Annotated in this window: 19 protein-coding genes and 1 pseudogene; 7 read left to right on the forward strand and 13 right to left on the reverse strand. The window is 64.6% G+C overall.

Annotation, left to right across the window (positions count from 1 at the left end; all coding sequences use genetic code 11):
* Positions 1-69 precede the first annotated feature (69 nt).
* Positions 70-453: a GNAT family N-acetyltransferase gene (locus EN818_RS25750; protein ID WP_348631420.1), complete on the reverse strand. Its 384-nt coding sequence runs from the start codon at positions 451-453 to the stop codon at positions 70-72.
* 18 nt (positions 454-471) lie between these two features.
* Entirely contained in the window at positions 472-1,167 is a 696-nt protein-coding gene (locus EN818_RS25755) for a hypothetical protein (RefSeq protein WP_135905742.1), read from the reverse strand.
* Positions 1,168-1,839: 672 nt separating this feature from the next.
* Here EN818_RS25755 and EN818_RS25760 point away from each other — a divergent pair.
* Positions 1,840-2,094, forward strand: a complete 255-nt coding sequence (locus tag EN818_RS25760; protein ID WP_135905744.1) for a DUF768 domain-containing protein — start codon at positions 1,840-1,842, stop codon at positions 2,092-2,094.
* Between the two features lie 43 nt (positions 2,095-2,137).
* On the opposite strand, the pseudogene EN818_RS25765 reads toward EN818_RS25760, so the two are convergent.
* Positions 2,138-3,255 (reverse strand): annotated as a pseudogene (locus EN818_RS25765) (P1 family peptidase).
* A 7-nt stretch (positions 3,256-3,262) separates the two neighbouring features.
* Entirely contained in the window at positions 3,263-4,828 is a 1,566-nt protein-coding gene (gene xseA, locus EN818_RS25770) for an exodeoxyribonuclease VII large subunit (protein WP_135905746.1), read from the reverse strand.
* A gap of 176 nt (positions 4,829-5,004) precedes the next feature.
* On the opposite strand from xseA, the gene EN818_RS25775 reads away from it, so the two are divergent.
* Complete coding sequence (locus EN818_RS25775) at positions 5,005-7,113, forward strand: EAL domain-containing protein (RefSeq protein ID WP_245518872.1); 2,109 nt, start codon at positions 5,005-5,007, stop codon at positions 7,111-7,113.
* A gap of 55 nt (positions 7,114-7,168) precedes the next feature.
* On the opposite strand, the gene EN818_RS25780 is transcribed toward EN818_RS25775, so the two are convergent.
* Positions 7,169-8,125, reverse strand: a complete 957-nt coding sequence (locus tag EN818_RS25780; RefSeq protein ID WP_095808973.1) for a LysR substrate-binding domain-containing protein — start codon at positions 8,123-8,125, stop codon at positions 7,169-7,171.
* A 177-nt stretch (positions 8,126-8,302) separates the two neighbouring features.
* Here EN818_RS25780 and EN818_RS25785 point away from each other — a divergent pair, with 177 nt between their 5' ends.
* Entirely contained in the window at positions 8,303-8,593 is a 291-nt protein-coding gene (locus EN818_RS25785; RefSeq protein WP_095808974.1) for a DUF1127 domain-containing protein, read from the forward strand.
* A gap of 146 nt (positions 8,594-8,739) precedes the next feature.
* Here the strand turns inward: EN818_RS25785 and EN818_RS25790 are convergent, their stop codons facing one another.
* From EN818_RS25790 to EN818_RS25805, 4 genes are all read right to left on the reverse strand, one after another.
* Positions 8,740-9,717, reverse strand: a complete 978-nt coding sequence (locus EN818_RS25790; RefSeq protein ID WP_135905747.1) for a DUF937 domain-containing protein — start codon at positions 9,715-9,717, stop codon at positions 8,740-8,742.
* Between the two features lie 142 nt (positions 9,718-9,859).
* Positions 9,860-11,233, reverse strand: a complete 1,374-nt coding sequence (locus EN818_RS25795) for a glutamate--cysteine ligase (RefSeq protein ID WP_135905749.1) — start codon at positions 11,231-11,233, stop codon at positions 9,860-9,862.
* 104 nt (positions 11,234-11,337) lie between these two features.
* A complete protein-coding gene (locus EN818_RS25800; RefSeq protein ID WP_135905751.1) occupies positions 11,338-12,072 on the reverse strand; it encodes a 16S rRNA (uracil(1498)-N(3))-methyltransferase in 735 nt (244 codons plus the stop codon).
* A 31-nt stretch (positions 12,073-12,103) separates the two neighbouring features.
* A complete protein-coding gene (locus EN818_RS25805) occupies positions 12,104-12,751 on the reverse strand; it encodes a hypothetical protein (protein ID WP_135905753.1) in 648 nt (215 codons plus the stop codon).
* Between the two features lie 85 nt (positions 12,752-12,836).
* Here EN818_RS25805 and EN818_RS25810 point away from each other — a divergent pair, with 85 nt between their 5' ends.
* Entirely contained in the window at positions 12,837-13,535 is a 699-nt protein-coding gene (locus EN818_RS25810) for a type 1 glutamine amidotransferase (protein WP_095808978.1), read from the forward strand.
* Between the two features lie 293 nt (positions 13,536-13,828).
* On the forward strand, positions 13,829-13,960 hold the full coding sequence (locus EN818_RS34370) for a hypothetical protein (protein ID WP_275955501.1): 132 nt from the start codon (positions 13,829-13,831) through the stop codon (positions 13,958-13,960).
* On the opposite strand, the gene EN818_RS25820 is transcribed toward EN818_RS34370, so the two are convergent.
* From EN818_RS25820 to EN818_RS25830, 3 genes are all read right to left on the reverse strand, one after another.
* Positions 13,957-14,727, reverse strand: a complete 771-nt coding sequence (locus EN818_RS25820) for a metallophosphoesterase (protein WP_135905755.1) — start codon at positions 14,725-14,727, stop codon at positions 13,957-13,959. The genes EN818_RS34370 and EN818_RS25820 overlap by 4 nt on opposite strands.
* Positions 14,728-14,823: 96 nt before the next feature.
* Positions 14,824-15,960, reverse strand: coding sequence for an alpha-hydroxy acid oxidase (locus EN818_RS25825; RefSeq protein WP_135905757.1), 1,137 nt, complete (start codon positions 15,958-15,960; stop codon positions 14,824-14,826).
* 23 nt (positions 15,961-15,983) lie between these two features.
* Positions 15,984-16,787, reverse strand: a complete 804-nt coding sequence (locus EN818_RS25830) for an FCD domain-containing protein (RefSeq protein ID WP_095808982.1) — start codon at positions 16,785-16,787, stop codon at positions 15,984-15,986.
* A 209-nt stretch (positions 16,788-16,996) separates the two neighbouring features.
* Here EN818_RS25830 and EN818_RS25835 point away from each other — a divergent pair, with 209 nt between their 5' ends.
* Positions 16,997-18,319: a DUF3422 family protein gene (locus EN818_RS25835; protein ID WP_135905759.1), complete on the forward strand. Its 1,323-nt coding sequence runs from the start codon at positions 16,997-16,999 to the stop codon at positions 18,317-18,319.
* A gap of 228 nt (positions 18,320-18,547) precedes the next feature.
* On the forward strand, positions 18,548-20,044 hold the full coding sequence (locus EN818_RS25840) for an FAD-linked oxidase C-terminal domain-containing protein (protein ID WP_135905761.1): 1,497 nt from the start codon (positions 18,548-18,550) through the stop codon (positions 20,042-20,044).
* A gap of 80 nt (positions 20,045-20,124) precedes the next feature.
* Here EN818_RS25840 and EN818_RS33285 read toward each other — a convergent pair.
* Positions 20,125-20,333, reverse strand: a 209-nt coding sequence (locus EN818_RS33285; RefSeq protein ID WP_210236474.1) for a hypothetical protein, incomplete at its 5' end; no start/stop codon positions are given.

Genomic DNA, 20,333 nt, shown 5'->3' on the forward strand with positions numbered 1-20,333 from the left:
TCGTGGGATTTGGTGGCCTGCTCCAGCACGCTGCCGATCGATCTGGCATCCCGATTGCCGGCGTGAATGTCAGGCCGTGTCCTCCAGCGCCGACATAGTCGTCACCAGCAGGCACTCCACCCGACGCTCGAGGCCGCCGAAATCATATTTGTAGGAAAAGTCTCCAGTCTGCAGGTCGTAGACGCTGAAGCCGTTCTCGATGGCCCAGCGCATGCTGTAGAGGTGAAGCGCAAAGCCGGGCGCCGGCTTTCTGATAGTCATGTCGCGCCCGTTGAGCATGCCGATCAGCGACCGGTTCTTCCTGTCGATCAGGGTTGCTTGCACGCCGATCGGCTTCTCGCCCTGCCAAAGCACCGGAAGATAGAGAGCATCGTCCTCGAAGGCGCATCGCAGCATGTTGCGGAAATTGTTGATCATCGCCTGCGGCAGGCCGGGATGGTATCGCGCTGCCAGTTTGGCGCCCCACTGATTCTACCAGAACCGAATCAGGATCTGCAGGTCGCGCTCCAGTGTCGCTGCGGTAACGTCGGTCACACGGTATTCGGCGGCATCGTCGATCGCCCGCAATGTGCGCCGCGCAGTCTTGCGCGTCGCAGGTCCGAGCCTGCCGTTGAGGAATTCTTCCCAGTCGCCAGGCAGGTGGACATAGACATAGACGTCGTGATCGATGCCGTCGCCGTCGTCAGGCCGCCTGATCTTGCCCGTCAGGAACTCGGGGGCGGGAAACGCGCTCCGAAAACCGTGCAGCCGCCGCGGCGACATGAAGATGTTTTCGAGATGCAGCCTGGACCAGTTCAGCTGCACGGTCGCCTCCGCAAAGGAGCGGATTCCGTCCTCCTCAACGTCCGGGTCGCAGATGAAGCCGGCATAGCCGGCGAAATAGCCGCCGCCCGTTCTCAGTTCATTGTGGAACGCACCGTCCCTGGTTCTCTCGGTGCGAAGCTGGATCGGGAAGAAGCCGACATAGTCGGATGAACCCTCTTTCCGGGCGGCCAGAACGAGCCATTGATAGCGAAGCCGTTTGAACCAGCCTGCTATCCACGGCCAGGACATGAAGTATGGCGCTTCCGGATCCGCTGCGCAGACGGTATCCCAATTGCTTCTGAGGCGAACGAGCGTGTCGAAGCTGTCGATGACGTCCACGAGCACGGGGCAAAACAAGCTCACTATTGTCCTTGCCGGGGCCAGCAAAGACTCCAAAACCCACCAATGTTGCCCTCGGCTGTTTGCCGAAACTCGCCTACTTCCCCGAAGCCCGTCGGCAGGCAAGGCGGACCCGATGTCCCCAGGGTCCGCCTTTTGGGGACATGAGCCGACCTGATGGCATTTGGCCTCGGAGGCTCTTCCCCGCGTCTGAAATTGTTTGTGCGAGATGCATCGAACACGGAAGTAACCGCCGCCGCAGTCGTTCACCGCGATGCCCCTTCAAGGGTCGATCGAAAGGACTGTGGCGGTGCATGAGGCTGCCGAACCGAATGAACAAAAGGTAGCAGAAGGGGAGAGTCGACATTGCGTGAGGATATCACTATATAGCGGCGGCTTCCGGGCGGCACAGCGGGGTTGGCAGGCCGCGAAACGTTCGCGCATGGTGATGAATGTCGGTCTTGGTGCCGACGAAAAGACAAGAAGAAACAAAGGCATAGCGCGAAGCGCAACCCAGCCAACGGTGTCGATGACTGAACGTGCCTCTTCAATTTCCCATACTTTCCGCTCTGTGGACCTGGGGCAGGATGCCTTGCCCTCCGGGCCCGACTCGGTTCGAATGGGGTATGCATTCTCGGGCGGGATGCTGATGTTTATGTTGACCAACCGGCATAGCCGCTAGGGAATAAGCAAAGTATGAGTGAACACGCGATCGAATTCCTGCGGGGGTGGATTGGCGAAAAGGTCCATTGCCAGCCTTCGCCAGCCAAGATCGAGAAGCAGGCCGAGACCCTGGCCAAGGAATGCTGCGCCAAGGCCGCCGAGGAAGGCATCCTTCTGGAAGACATCCAGGAAGAAGTCGGGGACATCCAGGAACTGATTGCTTCCCGGCTCGAGGAAGCCGCGGAAGAGAACGCGCACCAGACGGAGTCGGACAAGCCGTCCGATTGAGCCGCCGCTCCCGGGCACGTCCCACCTGGGCTGAGCGCGAGGCTTAGCCGAATTTCTCCTTCAGCCACGTCCTGGGCAGCGCCGGCACGAAATTGCCGTCGCGCCCGGTCATGTCCTCGTTGGCGACCAGCGCATTGAGGATGGCTTCCTCCACGCCCTGCACCACCGCGTCGAAGAACGGATCGATCTCGACGTCCGGGATGAAATCCGCATGTGCCATCCGCCCTGATGGCGCCAGCGCGGCCCCGGGATTGGCGGTCGAAAAAGCGAGAAAGATATCGCCCGAGCTGTGATAGCCATAGCCGCCTGTGATAGCGATGCCGAGCGGCACCCGCCTGGCGAGCCGCTTCATCTGATGCGGCAGGAACGGAGCGTCCGTGGCGACGATGGCGATGCTCGAGCCCTTTTCGGCGCGCGGCGTGCTTTCGCGGAGCGCTGGCTCGACCAGTTGCGGTCCGACGCGCCGGCCGCGGATGGTCAGATTGCTGCGCCTGCCGAAATTCGCCTGGACGAACACGCCGAGCGTGTAGCTGGAGCCGTGCCATTCGATGATGCGCGAGGCAGTGCCGGAGCCGGCCTTGAAGCCGAACGAGATCATGCCGGTACCGCCGCCGATGCTGCCTTCCTCGATGGCGCCACCCGTTGCGCTGTCGAGGGCCGAGGCGACGTGGTCGAAGCTCACATGGTGGCCGTTGATGTCGTTGAGGAAGCCGTCATAGGTCTCCGCCGCCACCGGCAGGCCCCAGGCGCTGTCGAGCGCCTCGGGCAGCACTCGGCTCATCCAGCGCAGCGTGCCGTCGCGCGTGAGGCCGCAGGAATGGGTGTTGGTGATGGTGACCGGCAGGTTGAAGGCGCCAGTCTCCTCGATGAGGTGCGATCCCGTCAGCTCGCCATTGCCGTTCTGGCTGAAGACGCCGGCGAAGACCGGCGTCGCCAGCGCTTGGCGGGGCCGCGGCAGGATCGCCGTCACGCGGTGCGCACCGGGCCCGCGCCGACCTGCAGCAGGCCGTCGCCGGCAATCAGCGTGGTGTAGCCGACCGTTACGCCCGGCACGTCCGTGATGGCGTTGAAGCGGCCTGGCCTGCCGTCGAGCGTCACGCCGAACGAGCGCAGCCTTGGCTTGCCGGTTGGTGTGCTGCGATGCGGGTCGTGGCCGATCATGCCATCCTCAGAACAGCGAGCCCTGCTTGCCCGGCTCCTTGGTCCTGACCGGCGACTTGGCGGCCATCTTCGGGCGCGCGCCGCCGCTGGTGGCAATGGCTTCGGCATTGCCGTCGGCGAATTCGATCTGCAGCGCCGAGCCGGGGGCAAGGTCCGCCGCCCGCTTGACCACCGCCCCCTCCGCGTCCTTCACCAGCGCGAAGCCACGCGCCAGCACCGCCTTGTGCGACAGCGTCGCGAGCAGCCGGTCGGCCTGCGTCAGCGCCGCGCGCAGCCGGTCGAGCCGTCGCGCCAGCGCCTGATCCTCGCGGCGCGCCAGCCCGGCCAGCATCTCGGCTTGTGCCTTCTGCCGCCTTGCGATCGGCGCTGGCGACAATCTTGCCGCAGTGCGTTTGAACCGCGCCCGTCTTTCGCGCACGATGGCGAAGAAGGCCGCCCGCGCGCGGGCAATATCGCGGCCTGTCAGCGTGCGCGCCTCGTTGATGCGGCGCGACAGCGTCGCTGGCGTCAGTCTCTGCTGCTCCAGTCTTGCGCGTTTGCGCTCGATATTCACCATCAGCGCCCGGCCGAGTCGGCTGGTCGCCTCGTCGAAGCGGCGGCGCGGCAGGGCCAGCAACTGGTCGGGCGACGGCAGCGCTCGCGCAGCCGCGCGAACCGCCTGGCGCTTGCGCTCCAGATGCCGCGAGGTGCAGGCATTGAGCCGTGCGCTGAGGCCCGCGAGCATCGCTTCCAGTTCGGCCTTGACCGGGACCGCGATCTCGGCCGCGCCGGTCGGCGTCGGCGCCCGCACATCGGCGACAAAGTCGATCAGCGTCCAGTCGGTCTCGTGGCCGACGGCCGAGATCACGGGAATGCGCGAGGCCGCGACCGCGCGCGCCAGCCCCTCGTCATTGAAGCCCCAGAGGTCCTCGAGGCTGCCGCCGCCGCGCGCCACGATCAGAAGATCGGGCTGGCGGATGGGGCCCTCCCAGGCAAGGGCATTGAAACCGTTGACGGCGGCCGTCACTTCCCTGGCCGTCGTCTCGCCCTGGACCCTCACCGGCCACACCAGCACAGCGAGCGGAAACCGGTCCCTGATGCGGTGGAGGATGTCGCGGATCACCGACCCGGTCGGCGAAGTGACGACGCCGATCACGCACGGCATGAACGGCAGCCGCCGCTTGCGCCCGGCCTCGAACAGGCCTTCCGCTTGCAGGCGGCGCTTGCGTTCTTCCAGCAGCGCCATCAGCGCCCCGGCGCCCGCCGGCTCCAGATTGTCGATGACGATCTGGTAGTTGGATTTGCCCGGATAGGTCGTCAGCCTGCCGCTGGCGATCACCTCCATCCCTTCCTCGGGACGGAATTTCAGCCGGCTCATCGTGGTCTTCCACACCACGGCCTCGATCCGCGCGCGGTCGTCCTTCAGCGCGAAATATGCATGGCCGGAGGAATGCGGACCGCGATAGCCGGAGATTTCGCCGCGCACCCGCACATTGCCGAAAGCGTCTTCGACCGTGCGCTTCAGGGCGCCGGAAATCTCGCTCACCGTGTACTCGGTGGCGTTGCTGCGTGATTCGGGAGCGGCTTCACTCATGCTTGGATTGGGGAGCGGATATCGGCCCCAGTCAAGGCGTCGATCCATCCCGGCGCCCAATCCTCGCTAATATTATAACGCGATCTTAAGCCTGATTTGGTTTCACTCGCGGCAGGAGAATCGCCAGGACGCATGAACGAAGGCCCCAACAGCAGCCCCTTGACGCGTCAAGTGACGTGACCGTGCTGGCACTGGCTGCCTTTGCGCTGGCCATGGTCGTCGGATTTGGCATCTATGCGACCGCACAGGCCGATCACGTCTCGCTCGAACGGCAGAAGATACTCATCGCCAATGGTCTGAAGGACCAAATCGCGGCTGTCCAGCGCGAGCAGGAAAGCGTGACCGTCTGGGACGACTCAGTCACCAACGTGAAAGCCGGCAACGAGCCCTGGATCGAGGAAAATCTCAGCGTCTGGATGTACACCTATTATGGTCACAACCGGATCTACATACTCGACGCCGCGAACCATCCGGTGCACGCCATGCGCGAGGGCAAGGTGCTCGCCCCGGCCGTTTATGGCGAGGACGAGCCCGAACTGCAGCCGACGATCCAAAAGCTGCGGGCCATGATCGCCGAGCCGCCGAAGCAGGAGGCCTCTGCCGGGCCTGCCAAGCTGGTCGCCGATCTGGTCTCGCTCGGCGGAAAGCCTGCGATATTGAGCGTCATGCCGCTGGTTCCGAGCAGCGACCGGGTGACCCAGGAGCCCGGCAGCGAATATCTGCATGTGTCCGTCGAGTTCATAAACGACGCCGTTATCGCCAGGATCGCCGACAAGTACCTGCTCGACGGCGCCCATCTTCTGTCGCTCTCGCAGCCGGTCGGCAGCGCCGCGGTGCCGCTGGTGGACAGCCGCGGCATCATCCTTGGCTATCTCGGCTGGGACCAGGAGCGGCCCGGCCTCACCCTCGTGCGCAAGATGGGGCCGGCCTTGCTGATTGCCCTACTTGTCGGGGTGGGCGTTCTGGCGTTCCTGCTGCGCCGCCTGCGTCGTGCGTCTTCGGCATTGCAGACCAGCCAGGATCGCGCGCAGTATCTCGCCTTCCACGACACGCTCACCGGCCTGCCCAACCGGGCGCTTTTTGACGACCGTCTGCGGCGTACGTTGCTGTTTGCGAGCCACGACGCGGCGAGGGTGGCACTGCTCTACCTCGACCTCGACCGTTTCAAGCATGTCAACGACACGTTTGGGCATCCCGCCGGCGACGAGTTGGTCCGCCAGACCGCGGCGCGGCTCAGACAGACGATCCGCGAGATCGACACCGTGGCGCGGCTGGGCGGCGACGAATTCGCCATCATCCTGCTCGATGTCCGGGATGTCAGAAGCGCCGAGGATGTTGCAGAGCGGCTGCTGCAGAAGCTGTGCGAGCCGTTCAAGCTCGTCGATGACCAGGTCTTCGTCGGGGCCAGCATCGGCATCGCGCTGTCTTCGGGCCCGGAGACCGACGCCGACGATCTCCTGCGCAAGGCCGATATCGCGCTCTACGAAGCCAAGAAGAACGGGCGCGGGCGCTATCAGATATTTGCCGGCGATATGGACGACCTCCTGCTGCGCAAGCGCAAGGTCGAAGCCGAGCTGCGCAAGGCACTCACCGGGGCAGGCGGTATAAAGCTCGCCTATCAGCCCGTCTTCGCGGCTGACGGCCGCACGATACTCGGCGCGGAAGCCCTTGTCCGCTGGGGCCACGAGGTGCATGGCGCGTTGCCCGCGGCCCAGTTCATAGCCATTGCCGAGGAGCGCGGCCTGATCGGCGAACTGGGCAAATGGGCGCTGTTGGAGGCCTGCCGCTTCGTCGCGGGCACCAAGCTGCCCTGGGTCGCCGTCAACGTCTCGCCGATGCAGTTGCGCGACGTCGGCTTCGCCGAACAGGTCGCATCGATTCTCGCGGACACGGGCTTGGACCCATCCCGCCTGCAGCTCGAAATCACCGAGAACGTGCTACTCGAAAACAACGACACCGTCAGATCGGTTCTTGCCGATCTTCGCGGTTCGGGCGTGGGCGTCGTGCTCGACGATTTCGGCACCGGCTATTCGTCGCTCAGCCATCTGCGCCGCCACGCCATCGACAAGCTGAAGATCGACCGGTCCTTCATCCGCCTTCTCGACGAGGACGATAAGGCGACGGCCATCGTCAAGGCGCTGATCGAGCTTGCACTGGCATTGAACGTGGACGTCACCGCCGAGGGGGTCGAAACCGACGCGCAGAAAACGCTGCTCGTCGGCATGGGCTGCCACCAGGCTTCCTGCTCTCGCCGCCCCTGGAGCCCGGCCAGTTGCTGGCGCTAGCCCGCCCTGTCGTCCGGTGGTGCTCCTGATTGGACGGCTGCCCGCGCCTGATCGCTCACCAGCCAGGCAGGATCTGGCTCGATTTTGTCCGCTTCATCCTGGCAAAGGCGAGCGCGGCGAAGTCGAAGCTTCCCGCCTCCTCACCCAGCGGCACCGAAATGTTGTCGAGGCTTTCCGCGATGTGGCGGGCGAGCGCGTCGACGATCTCGGGCTGCGAGGTCTGCCCCCGCATGAGGCCGATGCGGCAGTCGGGCAGGGCACCGAAGCCGTCGGCTTCACCAAGCACGCGCATGCCCGGCCGCAGCGCGCATTCCGGCAGCACCGAGATTGCGAGGCCGGAAAGCACGGCCGCCGTGATGACTGTGGCCGAGAAGCTGGAGAACAGCACGCGGTACTCGCGATTCTGCCGATCGAGCACGTCGACCGCCGCCCGCCGCCAGATGCAGTTCGGCCGGCCGAACGCCATCGGCAGGATCTCCTGCTCATGCGTGGCATGATTGGCCGAGGTGACCCACAAAAGCGGCTCGCGCCGGACCACTTCCGACTGGCCGCGCGTATCGTTGTGCGTCACCAGCGCGAGATCGAGATTGCCGCGCTTGATGTGCTCGACCAGCCCCGGCGTCGGTTCGCAGACGACGGTCAGTTCCACGCGCGGATTGGAGCGCGAGAAGCGCGCCATGATCTCCGGCAGGAAACGGTCGGCATAGTCGTCCGGCGTGCCGATGCGGATCGTGCCTTCGAGCCGCTGGTCGTCGAAGGCGGCGAGCGTCTCGCGGTTGAGGTAGATCAGCCGCCTGGCATAGGAAAGCAGCCTGTCGCCTTCCTCGGTCAGCTTGTTGGTGCGGCCGTCCTTTTCGAACAGCGGCTTGCCGATCCGCTCCTCAAGCCGGCGCATCTGCATCGACACCGCTGACTGCGTCCGGTGCACTTCCTCCGCCGCGCGGGTGAAGCTGCCGGTGTCGGCGATCGAGATGAAGGTCTGCAACTGATCGAGATCGAGCGGCGCTTTCATCGGTCCAATCCATCATTGATGTTGATGCTACAGATTAAAAACATTCGTTGGATTAATCAATCCGGTGATGGCAAATTGCGACTGTCCACATGACAACATGTGTATCGAGACCGGAACGGCGCTTTCTCCCAGGCGCCGGTTGAACGGTTTCGTCGCTCGACTCCGAAGGAGACTGACATGACCACGATCGAATTCGCTTCCCAGACCTCGCGCATCACCACGCGTCCGGCCGTTGCGACGCGCGTGCTCAATGCGGTTGCCGACGTGTATCGAGCCTGGAAAAATCGCCGCGCCTTCTATCGCCTTGGCGAGATGACGGATGCCGAGCTTGCCGATATCGGCCTGACACGCGCCGACCTCCACGTCGCCATCGACGTGCCTTTCGGCCGCGATCCGACGGCAAAGCTGCGCGCCATCGCCAGCGACCGCGCCGACACGGTCGAGGATCTCGCCCGCAGGGTCGCCTGAACAGGCCGGAGTTCGTTTTGCCGGTCGCGCTGAACTTTATCGAGGGCCGGCGCGACCAAGCACTCCCTGCCGGTTCCCCGTCGGCCCGCCTGCACATTGCCCGGTCCCTTGCGGACCGGGAATTTTTTTTGGAGGGTGAGCCGCCCCTAGCGCCGGTCCATGCCGCGCTTGAACTGGTCGAAAATGCTCTCCATGCCCTTCTGATACTCGTCGCGCTGCTGTGCGCCGGCCTCGAACATTTGGCCAAAAATATCGTCGAACGGGTTTCGCGGCCGGCCGCTCGGGTTTGTTTTCGGCTGTGATGCCTCGGGCTGCGGCGCCGGCTGCGCGCCGGGCATGCCGAAGCTGCCGCCTTGGCGCAGCATCTCCTCGAACATCTTGCCGAACGGATTGTCGCCATAGGGGCTCTGCGTCTGTTGGGGCTGGCCTTGCGGCTGCGCACCGCCGCCGAACATATCCTGCAGCACCTTGCCGAACGGGTTGTCGCCATACGGATTGGGCGCTTGCTGCGGCTGACTTTGCGATTGCTGCGCGCCGCCCCCGAACATGTCCTGCAGAACCTTTCCAAACGGGTTGTCCCCGTATGGATTGGGGGCCGGTTGCGGCGACTGGCGCTGCACGCCGCCGCCTGCCTGTCGCATCATCTGTTCGATGATTTCGCCGAGCGGATTGCCGCTGCCGCCAAATCCGCTGGCCTGCATCTGATTGTTGGTCTGCTTGAACAGCCCGCCCATCATCATGGAAGCCATCGCCGGCAGCATCTGCTGCAGGATCTGCTGGCTGAGTCCGGTCGCCTGTGCGGCTTGGGCAGCGATGGCGCGCGACAACTCCTTCGAGCCGAACAGATGGCCAAGAATGCCGTTGCCCTCATTGATGCCCTGCGGCGAAAAGGCCCTCGTTGCGTCTTCGAAATATTTGGCGTGCTGGCCGCTCGCCATTGCGCTCATGAAGGCGCCGAGGCCGTATGGGTCCGCGGTGTTGCGTCGAAGCCCTTGCGAGAACGCCGGCAGCAACGCCTCAACCGCCGCCTGGGTCTGCTGCATGGAAAGCCCGAACTGCTGGGCCATAGCCTGCATGCCGGCGCCGTTCTGCGCTTGCGTAAAGATGTCGAACAGGGACGGCATTGGCTCTCCTCCGCAATGTGGTCGCGGAGAGCCTAGCGCATGACCCTGAAAATCGGAATCGATTTTCAGAAGGGGTCACGCTTCTGACGCAACGCTCTCCTCTGCGTCTTCGACCGAAGCGGCGCGAAACCTGAGCCGCCGGTCAATAGGCATATTCCATGAACACCGGCTCGATCGAACCGCCCCAGCGCGTATGGTAGGCCGACAGCATCTCCTCGGCGCTGGTGGTGCCGCGCGCCACGACCTCGTCGAGCGTGTTGAGGAACGAGGTCTCGTCATAGCCGTCGCGGTTCTTGCGGGCGCGGTTCTTCAGCCCCGTGCGTGAGATCGCCAGCACGTCGCGCGCGACTTCGCGCAAGGTGGTGTTGCGGAACGGCGCCAGGATGCCTTGCTCCGGCACCGCGTTGCGCATCGCCAGAGCCTCCTGATAGGTCCAGCTCGAGGTCAGCGCCTCGGCGGCGTCCAGCGCCTGCTCGTCGTAGAGCAGCCCGACCCAGAAGGCGGGCAGGGCGCAGATGCGCCGCCAAGGACCGCCGTCGGCGCCGCGCATTTCGAGGAAACGCTTCAGCCGCACGTCGGGGAACAGCGTCGACAGATGGTTCGCCCAATCGCCCATTGTCGGCAGCCCGTCGGGCACCTGGCCGCGCGCGGCTCCCGCCATGAACTGGCGGAAGGTGTAGCGCGTCATGTCGTGATAGCGCCCGTCGCGGATGACGAAATACATCGGCACGTCAAGCGCCCATTCGACATAGTCGGCGAAGCCGAAGTCGGGCGAAAAGCAGAATTCGAGCATGCCCGAGCGCTGGTTGTCGGTATGGCGCCAGATGTCGCCGCGCCAGCTCTGCAGCCCGTTCGGCCGGCTCTCGGTGAAGGGCGAGTTGGCGAACAGCGCCGTCGACAATGGCTGTAGCTTCAGCGAGACCTGCATCTTGCGGCGCATGTCGGCTTCGCTTTCGAAGTCGAGGTTAACCTGGATGGTGCAGGTGCGGTACATCATGTCGAGGCCCTTGGTGCCGACCTTCGGCATGTAGCGCGTCATGATCTCGTAGCGCGACTTCGGCATCTGCGGCGTCTCGGGGAGCGACCATTTCGGGCTGCCGCCGAGGCCGAGGAAGCGAATACCAAGCGGCTCGGCGATCTCGCGCACCTGTGCCAGATGCGCATTGCCTTCGCGACAGGTCTGATGGATGGACTCCAGCGGCGCGCCGGACAGCTCGAACTGCCCGCCTGGTTCCAGCGAGATCGCACCCTGGCCGGTCGGCTCGACCAGACCGATGATGCGGCCATCATCGATGATCGGGTCCCAGCCGAGCTTTTCCTGCATGCCTTCGAGGATGGCGCGGATGCCGCGCTCGCCGCCATAGGGCACCGGCGCGTTGCCGTCGACATAGAAGGGGAACTTCTCGTGCTCGGTGCCGATCCGCCATTGCTCGCGCGGTTTGTTGCCGGCCGCCAGATAGGCGACGAGCTCGTCGACCCCTTCGATGGGCCGGAAATCGGTTGTATCGCGCGCCATGGAAAGCCCTCCGCAGCGGCTAGCACGCCGCCGGGCGCTAGATGGACGAAATGGCAGCAGCCGATCAAGCAAAAAATCCTGAGCCAAGCCTCAACGGGATTTGATCACCAGTCGCCGACTGTGGCCTGCATCACCGCAAGTGCCGCCACCGCGGCCGTGTCGGCGCGCAGGATGCGCGGCCCGAGCGGAATGGCGGAGACGAAGGGCAGTGCCCTCAGCATCCTGCGCTCGTCCTCGGAAAAACCGCCCTCCGGTCCGACCAGCAGCGCGAGTTTCTTCTCCTTGACGGCCTGTAGGCCCGGCAGCGGATTGTTGGTCGAGGCGTCCTCGTCGCAGAACATCAGCCGGCGCTCCCTGTCCCAGCCGCCAAGCAGCCGCTCCAGCTTTTCCGCCTCGCGCACCTCCGGCACCGCCAGGATCCCGCACTGCTCGGCCGCCTCGACGACATTGGCGCGCAGCCGCTCGATGCCGGGCTTGGCCACTTGCGTATGCTGGGTGATGACCGGCTGCAACACGCCGGCGCCCATCTCGACTGCCTTCTGCACCAGATAGTCGAGCCGGCCTTGTTTCAGCGGTGCAAAGCAGTAGACAAGGTCGGGCAGCGGCGGTTGCGGCCTTTGCCGTTCCAGCACCTTCAGCCGGACGGCCTTCTTGGATTTGCCCGCGATCGCCGCCGACCATTCGCCGTCGCGGCCGTTGAACAGCAGAAGTTCCGCGCCTTCGCCGAGCCGCAGCACATGCGCGAGGTAATGGCTTTGCTGCTGTCCGGCGTCGAACTCGAAGCCCGCTTCGAGGTCGTCCGGCACGAACAGCCGCTGCTTCTTGTAGTTGGCACGCATGGCGGAGGAATGGGCGAGGCGGAGGGGATCGTCAAGTGTCGGCGGATCGATGCCAGACCGGCGCGTAGCCTTGTCGCAAGACCGAAACGGTCGTGGCAGGCGTAAGCAGCCCCAGTGGCCTGCCGGCAAGGCCGTTGAACGCCATGCGAGCGACATAGCCGGCGAACGACCACTCGAGGGCTTTGCCGGCGCGCAGCGCATATGCGGTGTTGCCGTCTGCCACCATCGCCCCGTCAGGAAGCCCGCCCAGTTCCTGCACGGAAACGACTGGCGGCCGACCACCGGATGCCGGCCGTTCCGTGTGCAAGCGCCTGTCGAGCATTGGCGCACGCGGCTCGGCGATGCCGAAAGCTTCGCCGAAGCTCCGCACGAAATCGCTTGCCTGCTCGCGGCGGCAGAAGAAGCAGGGCCGATGGCCCGCAGCCAAAGCCGTCACCTCGTCGAGGAAGAACAGCTCGGTCCAGCCGGCTTTGCCGCCGGGCCTGTTGCGGCCCATGGGCTCGCGCCGAACGTTGCGGAACTTGCAAGCGCAGATGATCCAGGCCTGCAAGGCCCAGCGCTTCTTGAGAAGCGTCTTCGTTTCCGGATCATGAATGATGCCGCGATTGCCCATGAACAGGCCGCGCTCGGGCACGGCATGGATGGCGCCGAACGGATCGACCCGGTTCTGCAGTGGCATAGGCTTCTCCCCGGCACGCATCTTGGCTGAAATGCTGGCGGCATGATATCGCTCGCCCCAGCATTTCATGTCAGCAGGATTTCCCATGCGCGTGCTGGTGGTCCAGAACTACGACAATACCGGGCTCGGCCAGCTTGGCGCCGCGCTTACGGAGGCGGGCGCCGACATCGACCTGCGCCGTCCCTACCAGGGCGATCCCCTTCCGCAGGACGCGGACGGGCATCATGCCATGGTGGTGCTGGGCGGCGGCCAGAATGCCCTGGCCGATGCCGACTACCCTTACTTTCCGGCCCTGCTCGAACTGACGCGCGATTTCGCCGGTAAGGACCGATCGGTGCTTGGTATCTGTCTTGGCGGCCAGCTCGTGGCCCGCGCCTTCGGTGCCGAGAACCGCATCGGCGGCGCAAATGAATTCGGATGGCGCGGCGTGTCGCTGACCGCGGAAGCCATATCCGATCCGGTGCTTGGCGCCTTGCCGCAAAAATTCCCGATCTTCCAGTGGCATGACGACACGTTCGACCTGCCCGAAAACGCCATAAGGCTCGCCGGCAACGATGTCGCCGAAAACCAGGCTTTTCGCCTCGGCCGCGCCGTCTACGGATTCCAGTTCCACTTCGAGGCGGACAGCCCAATGGTGCGGGACTGGAGCGCGTCCTTTGCATCGATCATTGCCGAGCGCAATCCTGACTGGAACGAGCGGCTGGACGACGAAATAGCCCGCAGCGGACCGGGCGCCGACGCCGCCGGAATGGCTATTGCCCGCGCCTGGGTGGCGACCATCTGAATATCGCCCGTGCTCCGGGCAGGCGTGACATAATTGGCACGCGACGCCGGTTCTGCCTGGGGAAAACCCGCTTCATCCTTGGCTTGTGCTCGCGCCTCATCCTAGAAGGCGCGCGCTCTGTATCGAGCGTGCATCCGCGATGAACCTCTTGTGTGATCCGCGCGACACACCGGCGATACAGAAGCTGCTTAGAAGCGCGAAATCGTCGAAACATTGAGACGCATTTTATCGTTTCAACGCATTGGTAACCGCCTCGTGCACAGATGCAGAAAGCTCAACCAGAGATGACGTCCGTGAAAGCAGCGCTTTTGTCCTTTGTCATGCTGTCTGCCATCGTCGTATGCGGCCTCGGCATTTATTCTGCCGACGCGGCCAACAATCATCAGGCCGTCGACGGCTACGGCGTCACCGCCGCGCTTCGCTAGAACGCCTTTCCCTCCACTGTCAGGATCCGCTTTTCCGCGCCGTCAATGGCGAGCGCGCTGAGCCTTCCCGACTGCCAGGCAAGGGTATCGACATTGACGCGGTTGGCCATCACCTCGGCTTCCGGCACGGGCGTGTGTCCGTGCACGATTACCTTGGGGAAAAGCCCAGGATGAACATGGAACGCGTCGCGGATCCAGATCAGGTCGTCGCTGCTCTGGCTTTCGAGCGGCACGCCCGGCCGGATGCCGGCATGGCAGAAGAAGAAGTCGCCGAAGGTCGCTGAAAAGGGCAGGGACTTCAGGAACTCGACATGGCTTGGCGGCACCGCGCCCACCAGTGCCGCATGCCCGTGCAGCAATGTCTCATCCGACCTTCCAAACCAGCCGCCGCCTGCCGAAAGCTTCACGCCATAGGAAGCTGCCGTCTGGACGCCGCCATTTCGCATGAACAGACCATCCGGATCGGGTCGGTCCAGAAACTCGAGGAAGCCGATGTCGTGGTTGCCGGCAAGCATCAGATTGCGCGCATCGCGTCTCTGTGCCTCGATCAGGAAGTCGATGACCTCCTTGGAGTGAAGGCCTCTGTCGGTGTAGTCGCCGAGATGGATGATGCGCCAGTCGTTCGGCGGCGCATGTTGCAATTCGCTTTCGATCCGGCGGTGCATGGCGGCCAGCAGGTCATGGCGGCCGTGCACGTCGCCGATGGCATAGAGCCGCATGCCTTCCGGCCCGCGCGCGTCGAGATAGTGAATGCCGGTCTCGGTCAAGGTTTGCTCGTCTTTCCGCGTCGATCTCGGGAAAACTAGGGCCAATCGGTGAACAAGCCCTAGCGCATGTCGCTCGAAGCAGCTGGCGGGCTTGCTCTAGCGCCGCAACTGTTCCTTGCCCATGTCGGTCACCAGGCGCTTTCCGCACAGCGCCAGCGTCACGTCCATCTCCTTGCGGATGATTTCGAGCGCCTGGGTAACGCCCGCCTTGCCCATGGCGCCGAGTCCATAGAGGAAGGGCCGTCCGATATAGGTGCCCTTGGCCCCGAGGCAGAGCGCCTTGAGCACGTCCTGGCCGGAGCGGATGCCGCCGTCCATATGCACTTCGATTTGGTCGCCGACCGCGTCGGCGATTTCTTCCAGCACCGAGATCGACGAAGGAGCGCCGTCGAGCTGGCGCCCGCCATGGTTCGAGACGATGATCGCGTCGGCTCCGGTTTTGGCCGCCATCAGCGCGTCCTCTTTGTCGAGAATGCCCTTCAGGATGAGCTTGCCGCCCCAGCGCTCCTTGATCCATGCGACATCCTTCCAGGACAGCTGCGGATCGAACTGCTCGGTTGTCCAGGACGACAGCGAGGCGACGTCGCCGACGCCCTTGGCGTGTCCGACGATGTTGCGGAAAGTGCGACGCTGGGTGCCGGCCATGCCCAGGCACCAGCGCGGGCGAATGGCCATGTCGATGATGTTCGTCAATGTCATGCGCGGCGGCGCCGTCAGCCCGTTGCGCACGTCCTTGTGGCGCTGGCCGAGGATCTGCAAGTCGAGCGTCAGCACCAGCGCCGAGCATTTCGCCGCTTTCGCCCGGTCGATCAGGTTGAGCACGAAATCCTTGTCGCGCAGCACATAGAGCTGGAACCAGAACGGCTTCTTCGTGGCCGAGGCGACGTCCTCGATCGAGCAGATGCTCATCGTCGACAGCGTGAACGGCACGCCGAACTCTTCGGCCGCCTGCGCCGCCAGCATCTCGCCATCGGCATGCTGCATGCCGGTCAGCCCGGTCGGCGCCAGGGCCACCGGCATCACCACCTTCTGGCCGATCATGGTCGTTTCCAGCGAGCGGTTGCTCATGTCGACCAGCACGCGCTGGCGGAACTTGATCTTGCCGAAATCCTCCTCGTTGGCGCGGTAGGTGCTCTCGGTCCAGGCGCCGGAATCGGCATAGTCGAAGAACATCTTCGGCACGCGGCGGCGCGCGAGGTCCTTCAGGTCGGCGATGGTCAGGATGTCGCTCATGATTGTCCCCGCTTGATCGGTGCTTAGGTGGGTTTGCCTGTGGGTTCGACGTCGCCGGGTTCCGAGCGCTGCCTGAGCCTCAACCGAGACACGCGCTGCCAGTCGCCGCTGCGTTCCGCTTCCGCCATCGAGCGCTCGACATAGGTGATGTGGTCCATTGCCGCCCTGCGCGCCGCGATCGGGTCTGCGGATTTGATCGCGGCATGGATCGCGCGGTGCTGCTGAAGCAGCGCCTCGCGCGCGCCGGGCACGGTGAAAACCAGAAGACGGTTCTGGAACACGCCCTCGGACAGCAGCCGGTAGCAGGAACGCAGTGTATGCAGCAGGATGATGTTGTGCGCGCATTCGCACACCGCATGATGGAACTCGACGTCGATTTCCGCCTCGTCGTCGAAGTCGCCGGTGCGGTGCGCCTCGTCCATGCGCGCCATGATGCGGTCGAGCAGGGCGAGATCCTCAGGTGTGGCGCGACGTGCCGCGTACTCGGCCGCGACACCCTCGATCTCGCGCCGGTACTCCAGATAGTCGGTCACCGCCTTGCGGTGCGTGGAGATCAGGTCGGTCACCGGCTTGGTGAAAAGCTGGCCGATGACATCGGCGACATGGGTGCCGCCGCCCGGCCGCGTCGTCAGCAGGCCGCGCGCTTCGAGAGCCTTCAGCGCATCGCGCAGGATCGGTCGCGACACGTCGAACTGGCGCGCCAACTCGCGTTCGCCCGGCAGTCGGTCACCCGTGCGCAGCACGCCCTCGAGTATCAGGCTCTCGATCTGCTGCACCACCTCGTCGGCGGTGCGCGAATGCTCGATCCGGGAGAAGATGTCACTCAACGAAAGGCGCCTGGGGAACGGAATGGATGGCGCCCAGGTTAGAGCGTCTGTCGTCAACTGGTCAAATTATTTATCCAATTCCCCCAGGCCGGTCGGCTTCCGTTGAGAGCCTTTCATGGCGGTCTGCCAAAAATTTGCTGTTTACGTGTCACACCGATTGCCGCATGAGGGCCGGGTTCCACGAACGGTCGAAACCAGGGGGACCAGCCGTGTCGGACGAGACGTCCAATCTCCAGTTCCAGCCGCGCGCGCAGGGCAGCGTCATGGGCTTTCCGGCCCATGAGGGCCGGCCCGGCGCGCTGGGCGAGGTCCATGCCCGCCCGCATCCGCTGGTCGAGAAGCCGCGTGTGCTGATCCAGCTTTCCTTCATGACCGAGGGCGGCTCCGGCGTCGACCATGCCGTGCTGTCGGAATTGTCGCGGCGCCTCGGTATCGCCGCGCCCGAGCGGCATGCCCGTCATCACGCGATGAAGTGGGGCAAGGGCACGCTGCGCTGGGAGCGGCATACGGAATTCTCGACTTATCTGTGGGAAGGGCCGCTTGCCGAGCACGGCCGCGGCCAGGAGGATTCACCCTTCGGCAATGGGTTCTCGCCGCCGGGAACCGTGATTTCCGGCATCCGGCTCGAGATCCGCAAATGGACGCAGGTGAGCGAGAAGCTGATCGCCGGCTTCGACCCGACCAGCCTGTGCTATTCGCTGGTCGAGCGAGGCGCAGCGGCCATTGTCACCGACTTCCGCCAGGATGGCGACGGCATGACCCGCATCCTGCTGCTCGATCGCGGTCTGACTCCTGCCCGCACGGGGGCGCTGTCGCAGCGGCTTATCGACATCGAGACCTATCGTACGCTTGCCATGTTGGGCCTGCCCTTGGCGCTGACCCTTTCCGGACGGGCGCGGCGCATCGAGGACCGGCTGGCGCTGACCACGGTGGAAATGAAGGCGGCCGAGACCCGCGACAGCCAGACGTTGTTGGCTGATCTGACAGAACTGGCGGCTGAACTGGAGGCCGACGCGGCGTCCAGCCTGTACCGCTTCGGCGCGAGCCGCGCTTATGACGGCATAGTCACCGAGAGGCTGGAGGCTCTGGAGGAGGAGGCCGTGCCGGGCTACGACACCTGGGGTGGCTTCCTGCAGCGACGCATGGCGCCGGCCATGCGCACCTGCCGTTCTGTCGAGGAGCGCCAGGCCAATTTGTCGCGCAAACTCACCCGCGCCACGACGCTGCTGCGTACCTGGGTCGATGTCGAGGTCGAGAAGCAGAACCGCGACTTGCTGGCCTCCATGAACAACCGAGCCAGGCTGCAACTGCGCCTGCAGCAGACCGTGGAAGGCCTTTCCGTCGCGGCCGTGTCCTACTACGTCGTCGGCCTGATCGGCTACGTTGCCAAGGGCGCGTCGACCTTCGGCCATGCCTTCGCGCCGGAAGTCGTCACCGCAGCGTGCGTGCCGGTCGCGGTGCTGCTCGTCTGGTGGGGCGTGCGCCGCGTGCGCCGCATGCACTCCGAGCCGGGCAAGCATCCAGGCGAATAGCCACGCAATCTCCTCTCAATGGGGAGAAAGGCGCCGCTTCGCACGCTTATCCCACTCCGTTCACCTTGTGCGCGACCCTGGCGGCAAGGAGAGGCGCTGCCAGCGGCAGATTGCCGCTGCGCGGCGTTGGCCAGCGCTCGCCGCTCCATTTCGAGCAAAGCAGCATTTGCAACGAAGGCTCATAGCTGGTAAAAGATTTTTACCAGTTACGCGACATGAGGCTGCCCGATGTCCGGCCTTGCCATGCCAAAGCCCGATGCCGAGACGATGCGCCGCCGCGCCGAGATCGTTGCCGACATGCGCATCATCGTGCCTGGCGAAGGCGTCGTCGACACGGCCCACGAGATGCGCGCCTTCGAGACCGATGGCCTGACAGCCTACCGCCAGCTGCCGCTGGTGGTGGTGCTGCCGGAAACGGTGGCGCAGGTCTCGCGGGTGCTGAAATATTGCAACGACCGCAACATCCGTGTCGTGCCGCGCGGCTCCGGCACCTCGCTCTCCGGCGGCGCGCTGCCGCTCGAGGACGCGGTGCTTCTGGTGATGAGCCGCTTCAACCGCATCCTTGCGATCGACTATCCGAACCGCATCGTCATCGCCCAGCCGGGCGTCACCAATCTGGGCATCACCACCGCCGTCGAGCAGGAGGGCTTCTATTACGCCCCCGATCCATCCTCCCAGATCGCCTGCTCGATCGGCGGCAACGTCGCGGAGAACTCCGGCGGCGTGCATTGCCTCAAATACGGCCTTACCGCCAACAATGTGCTCGGCGTCGAGATGGTGCTGATGAATGGCGAGGTGGTGCGCCTCGGCGGCAGCCATCTCGACCAGGAAGGCTACGACCTGCTCGGCGTCATGACCGGCTCGGAAGGTTTGCTTGGCGTCGTCACTGAAGTCACCGTGCGCATCCTGAAGGAGCCGGAGACGGCGCGCGCGCTGCTGATCGGCTTCCCGACCAGCGAGCAGGGCGGCCAGTGCGTCGCCGACATCATCGGCGCCGGCATCATTCCGGGCGGCATGGAGATGATGGACCGGCCGGCGATCCACGCCGCCGAGGATTTCGTCCATGCCGGCTATCCGCTCGACGTCGAGGCGCTGCTGATCGTCGAGCTCGACGGGCCGAGCGTGGAGGTAGATCACCTGATCGGCTTGGTCGAGGCGATCGCCTATCGCAACGGCTCGACCACCTGCCGCATCTCCCAATCAGAGCAGGAGCGGCTGAGCTTCTGGGCCGGACGCAAGGCGGCCTTCCCGGCGGTCGGCCGCATCTCGCCCGACTACTACTGCATGGACGGCACCATTCCGCGCAAGGAACTGCCGCGCGTGCTCGCCGGCATGCGCGATCTTTCCGAGAAATACGGGCTGGGCGTCGCCAATGTCTTCCATGCCGGCGATGGCAATCTGCATCCGCTGATCCTTTACGATGCCAACGTGCCGGGCGAGCTCGACAAGGCCGAGAATTTCGGCGCCGACATTTTGCGCCTGTGCGTCGAGGTTGGCGGCGTGCTGACCGGCGAGCATGGCGTCGGCGTCGAAAAGCGCGACCTGATGCCGGAAATGTTCAACCAGGTCGATCTCGACCAGCAGATGCGGGTCAAATGCGCCTTCGATCCCAACCATCTGCTCAATCCCGGCAAGGTCTTCCCGCAACTGCGCCGCTGCGCCGAACTCGGCCGCATGCATGTGCACCGCGGCCAGGTGGCGTTCCCGGACATTCCGAGGTTTTGATGGGGGCTCAAATTCGCATGTTGGCGTTCTGTCGCGCCCCCCTCTGTCCTGCCGGACATCTCCCCCACAAGGGGGGGAGATCAGCCTTCATCTCGGCCATCGCCAATCTTCAAAGTTGCAAGAAAGGCGCGGTCGCAGAAGCTGCCAATCTCCCCCCTGTGGGCAGGGGAATCGCATATGGCTTTTTGGGACTTGAAGTTGGCCTGAGAAGGGATTCTTTGGGCAGGCAGTCGAACGAAGGAGAGACTGCCATTTCCAGCCTTGAGAGCTATTTTGGCGCGCTGCCCGA

The organism is Mesorhizobium sp. M3A.F.Ca.ET.175.01.1.1 (genome assembly GCF_004791945.1).
Taxonomy (GTDB): Bacteria; Pseudomonadota; Alphaproteobacteria; order Rhizobiales; family Rhizobiaceae; genus Mesorhizobium.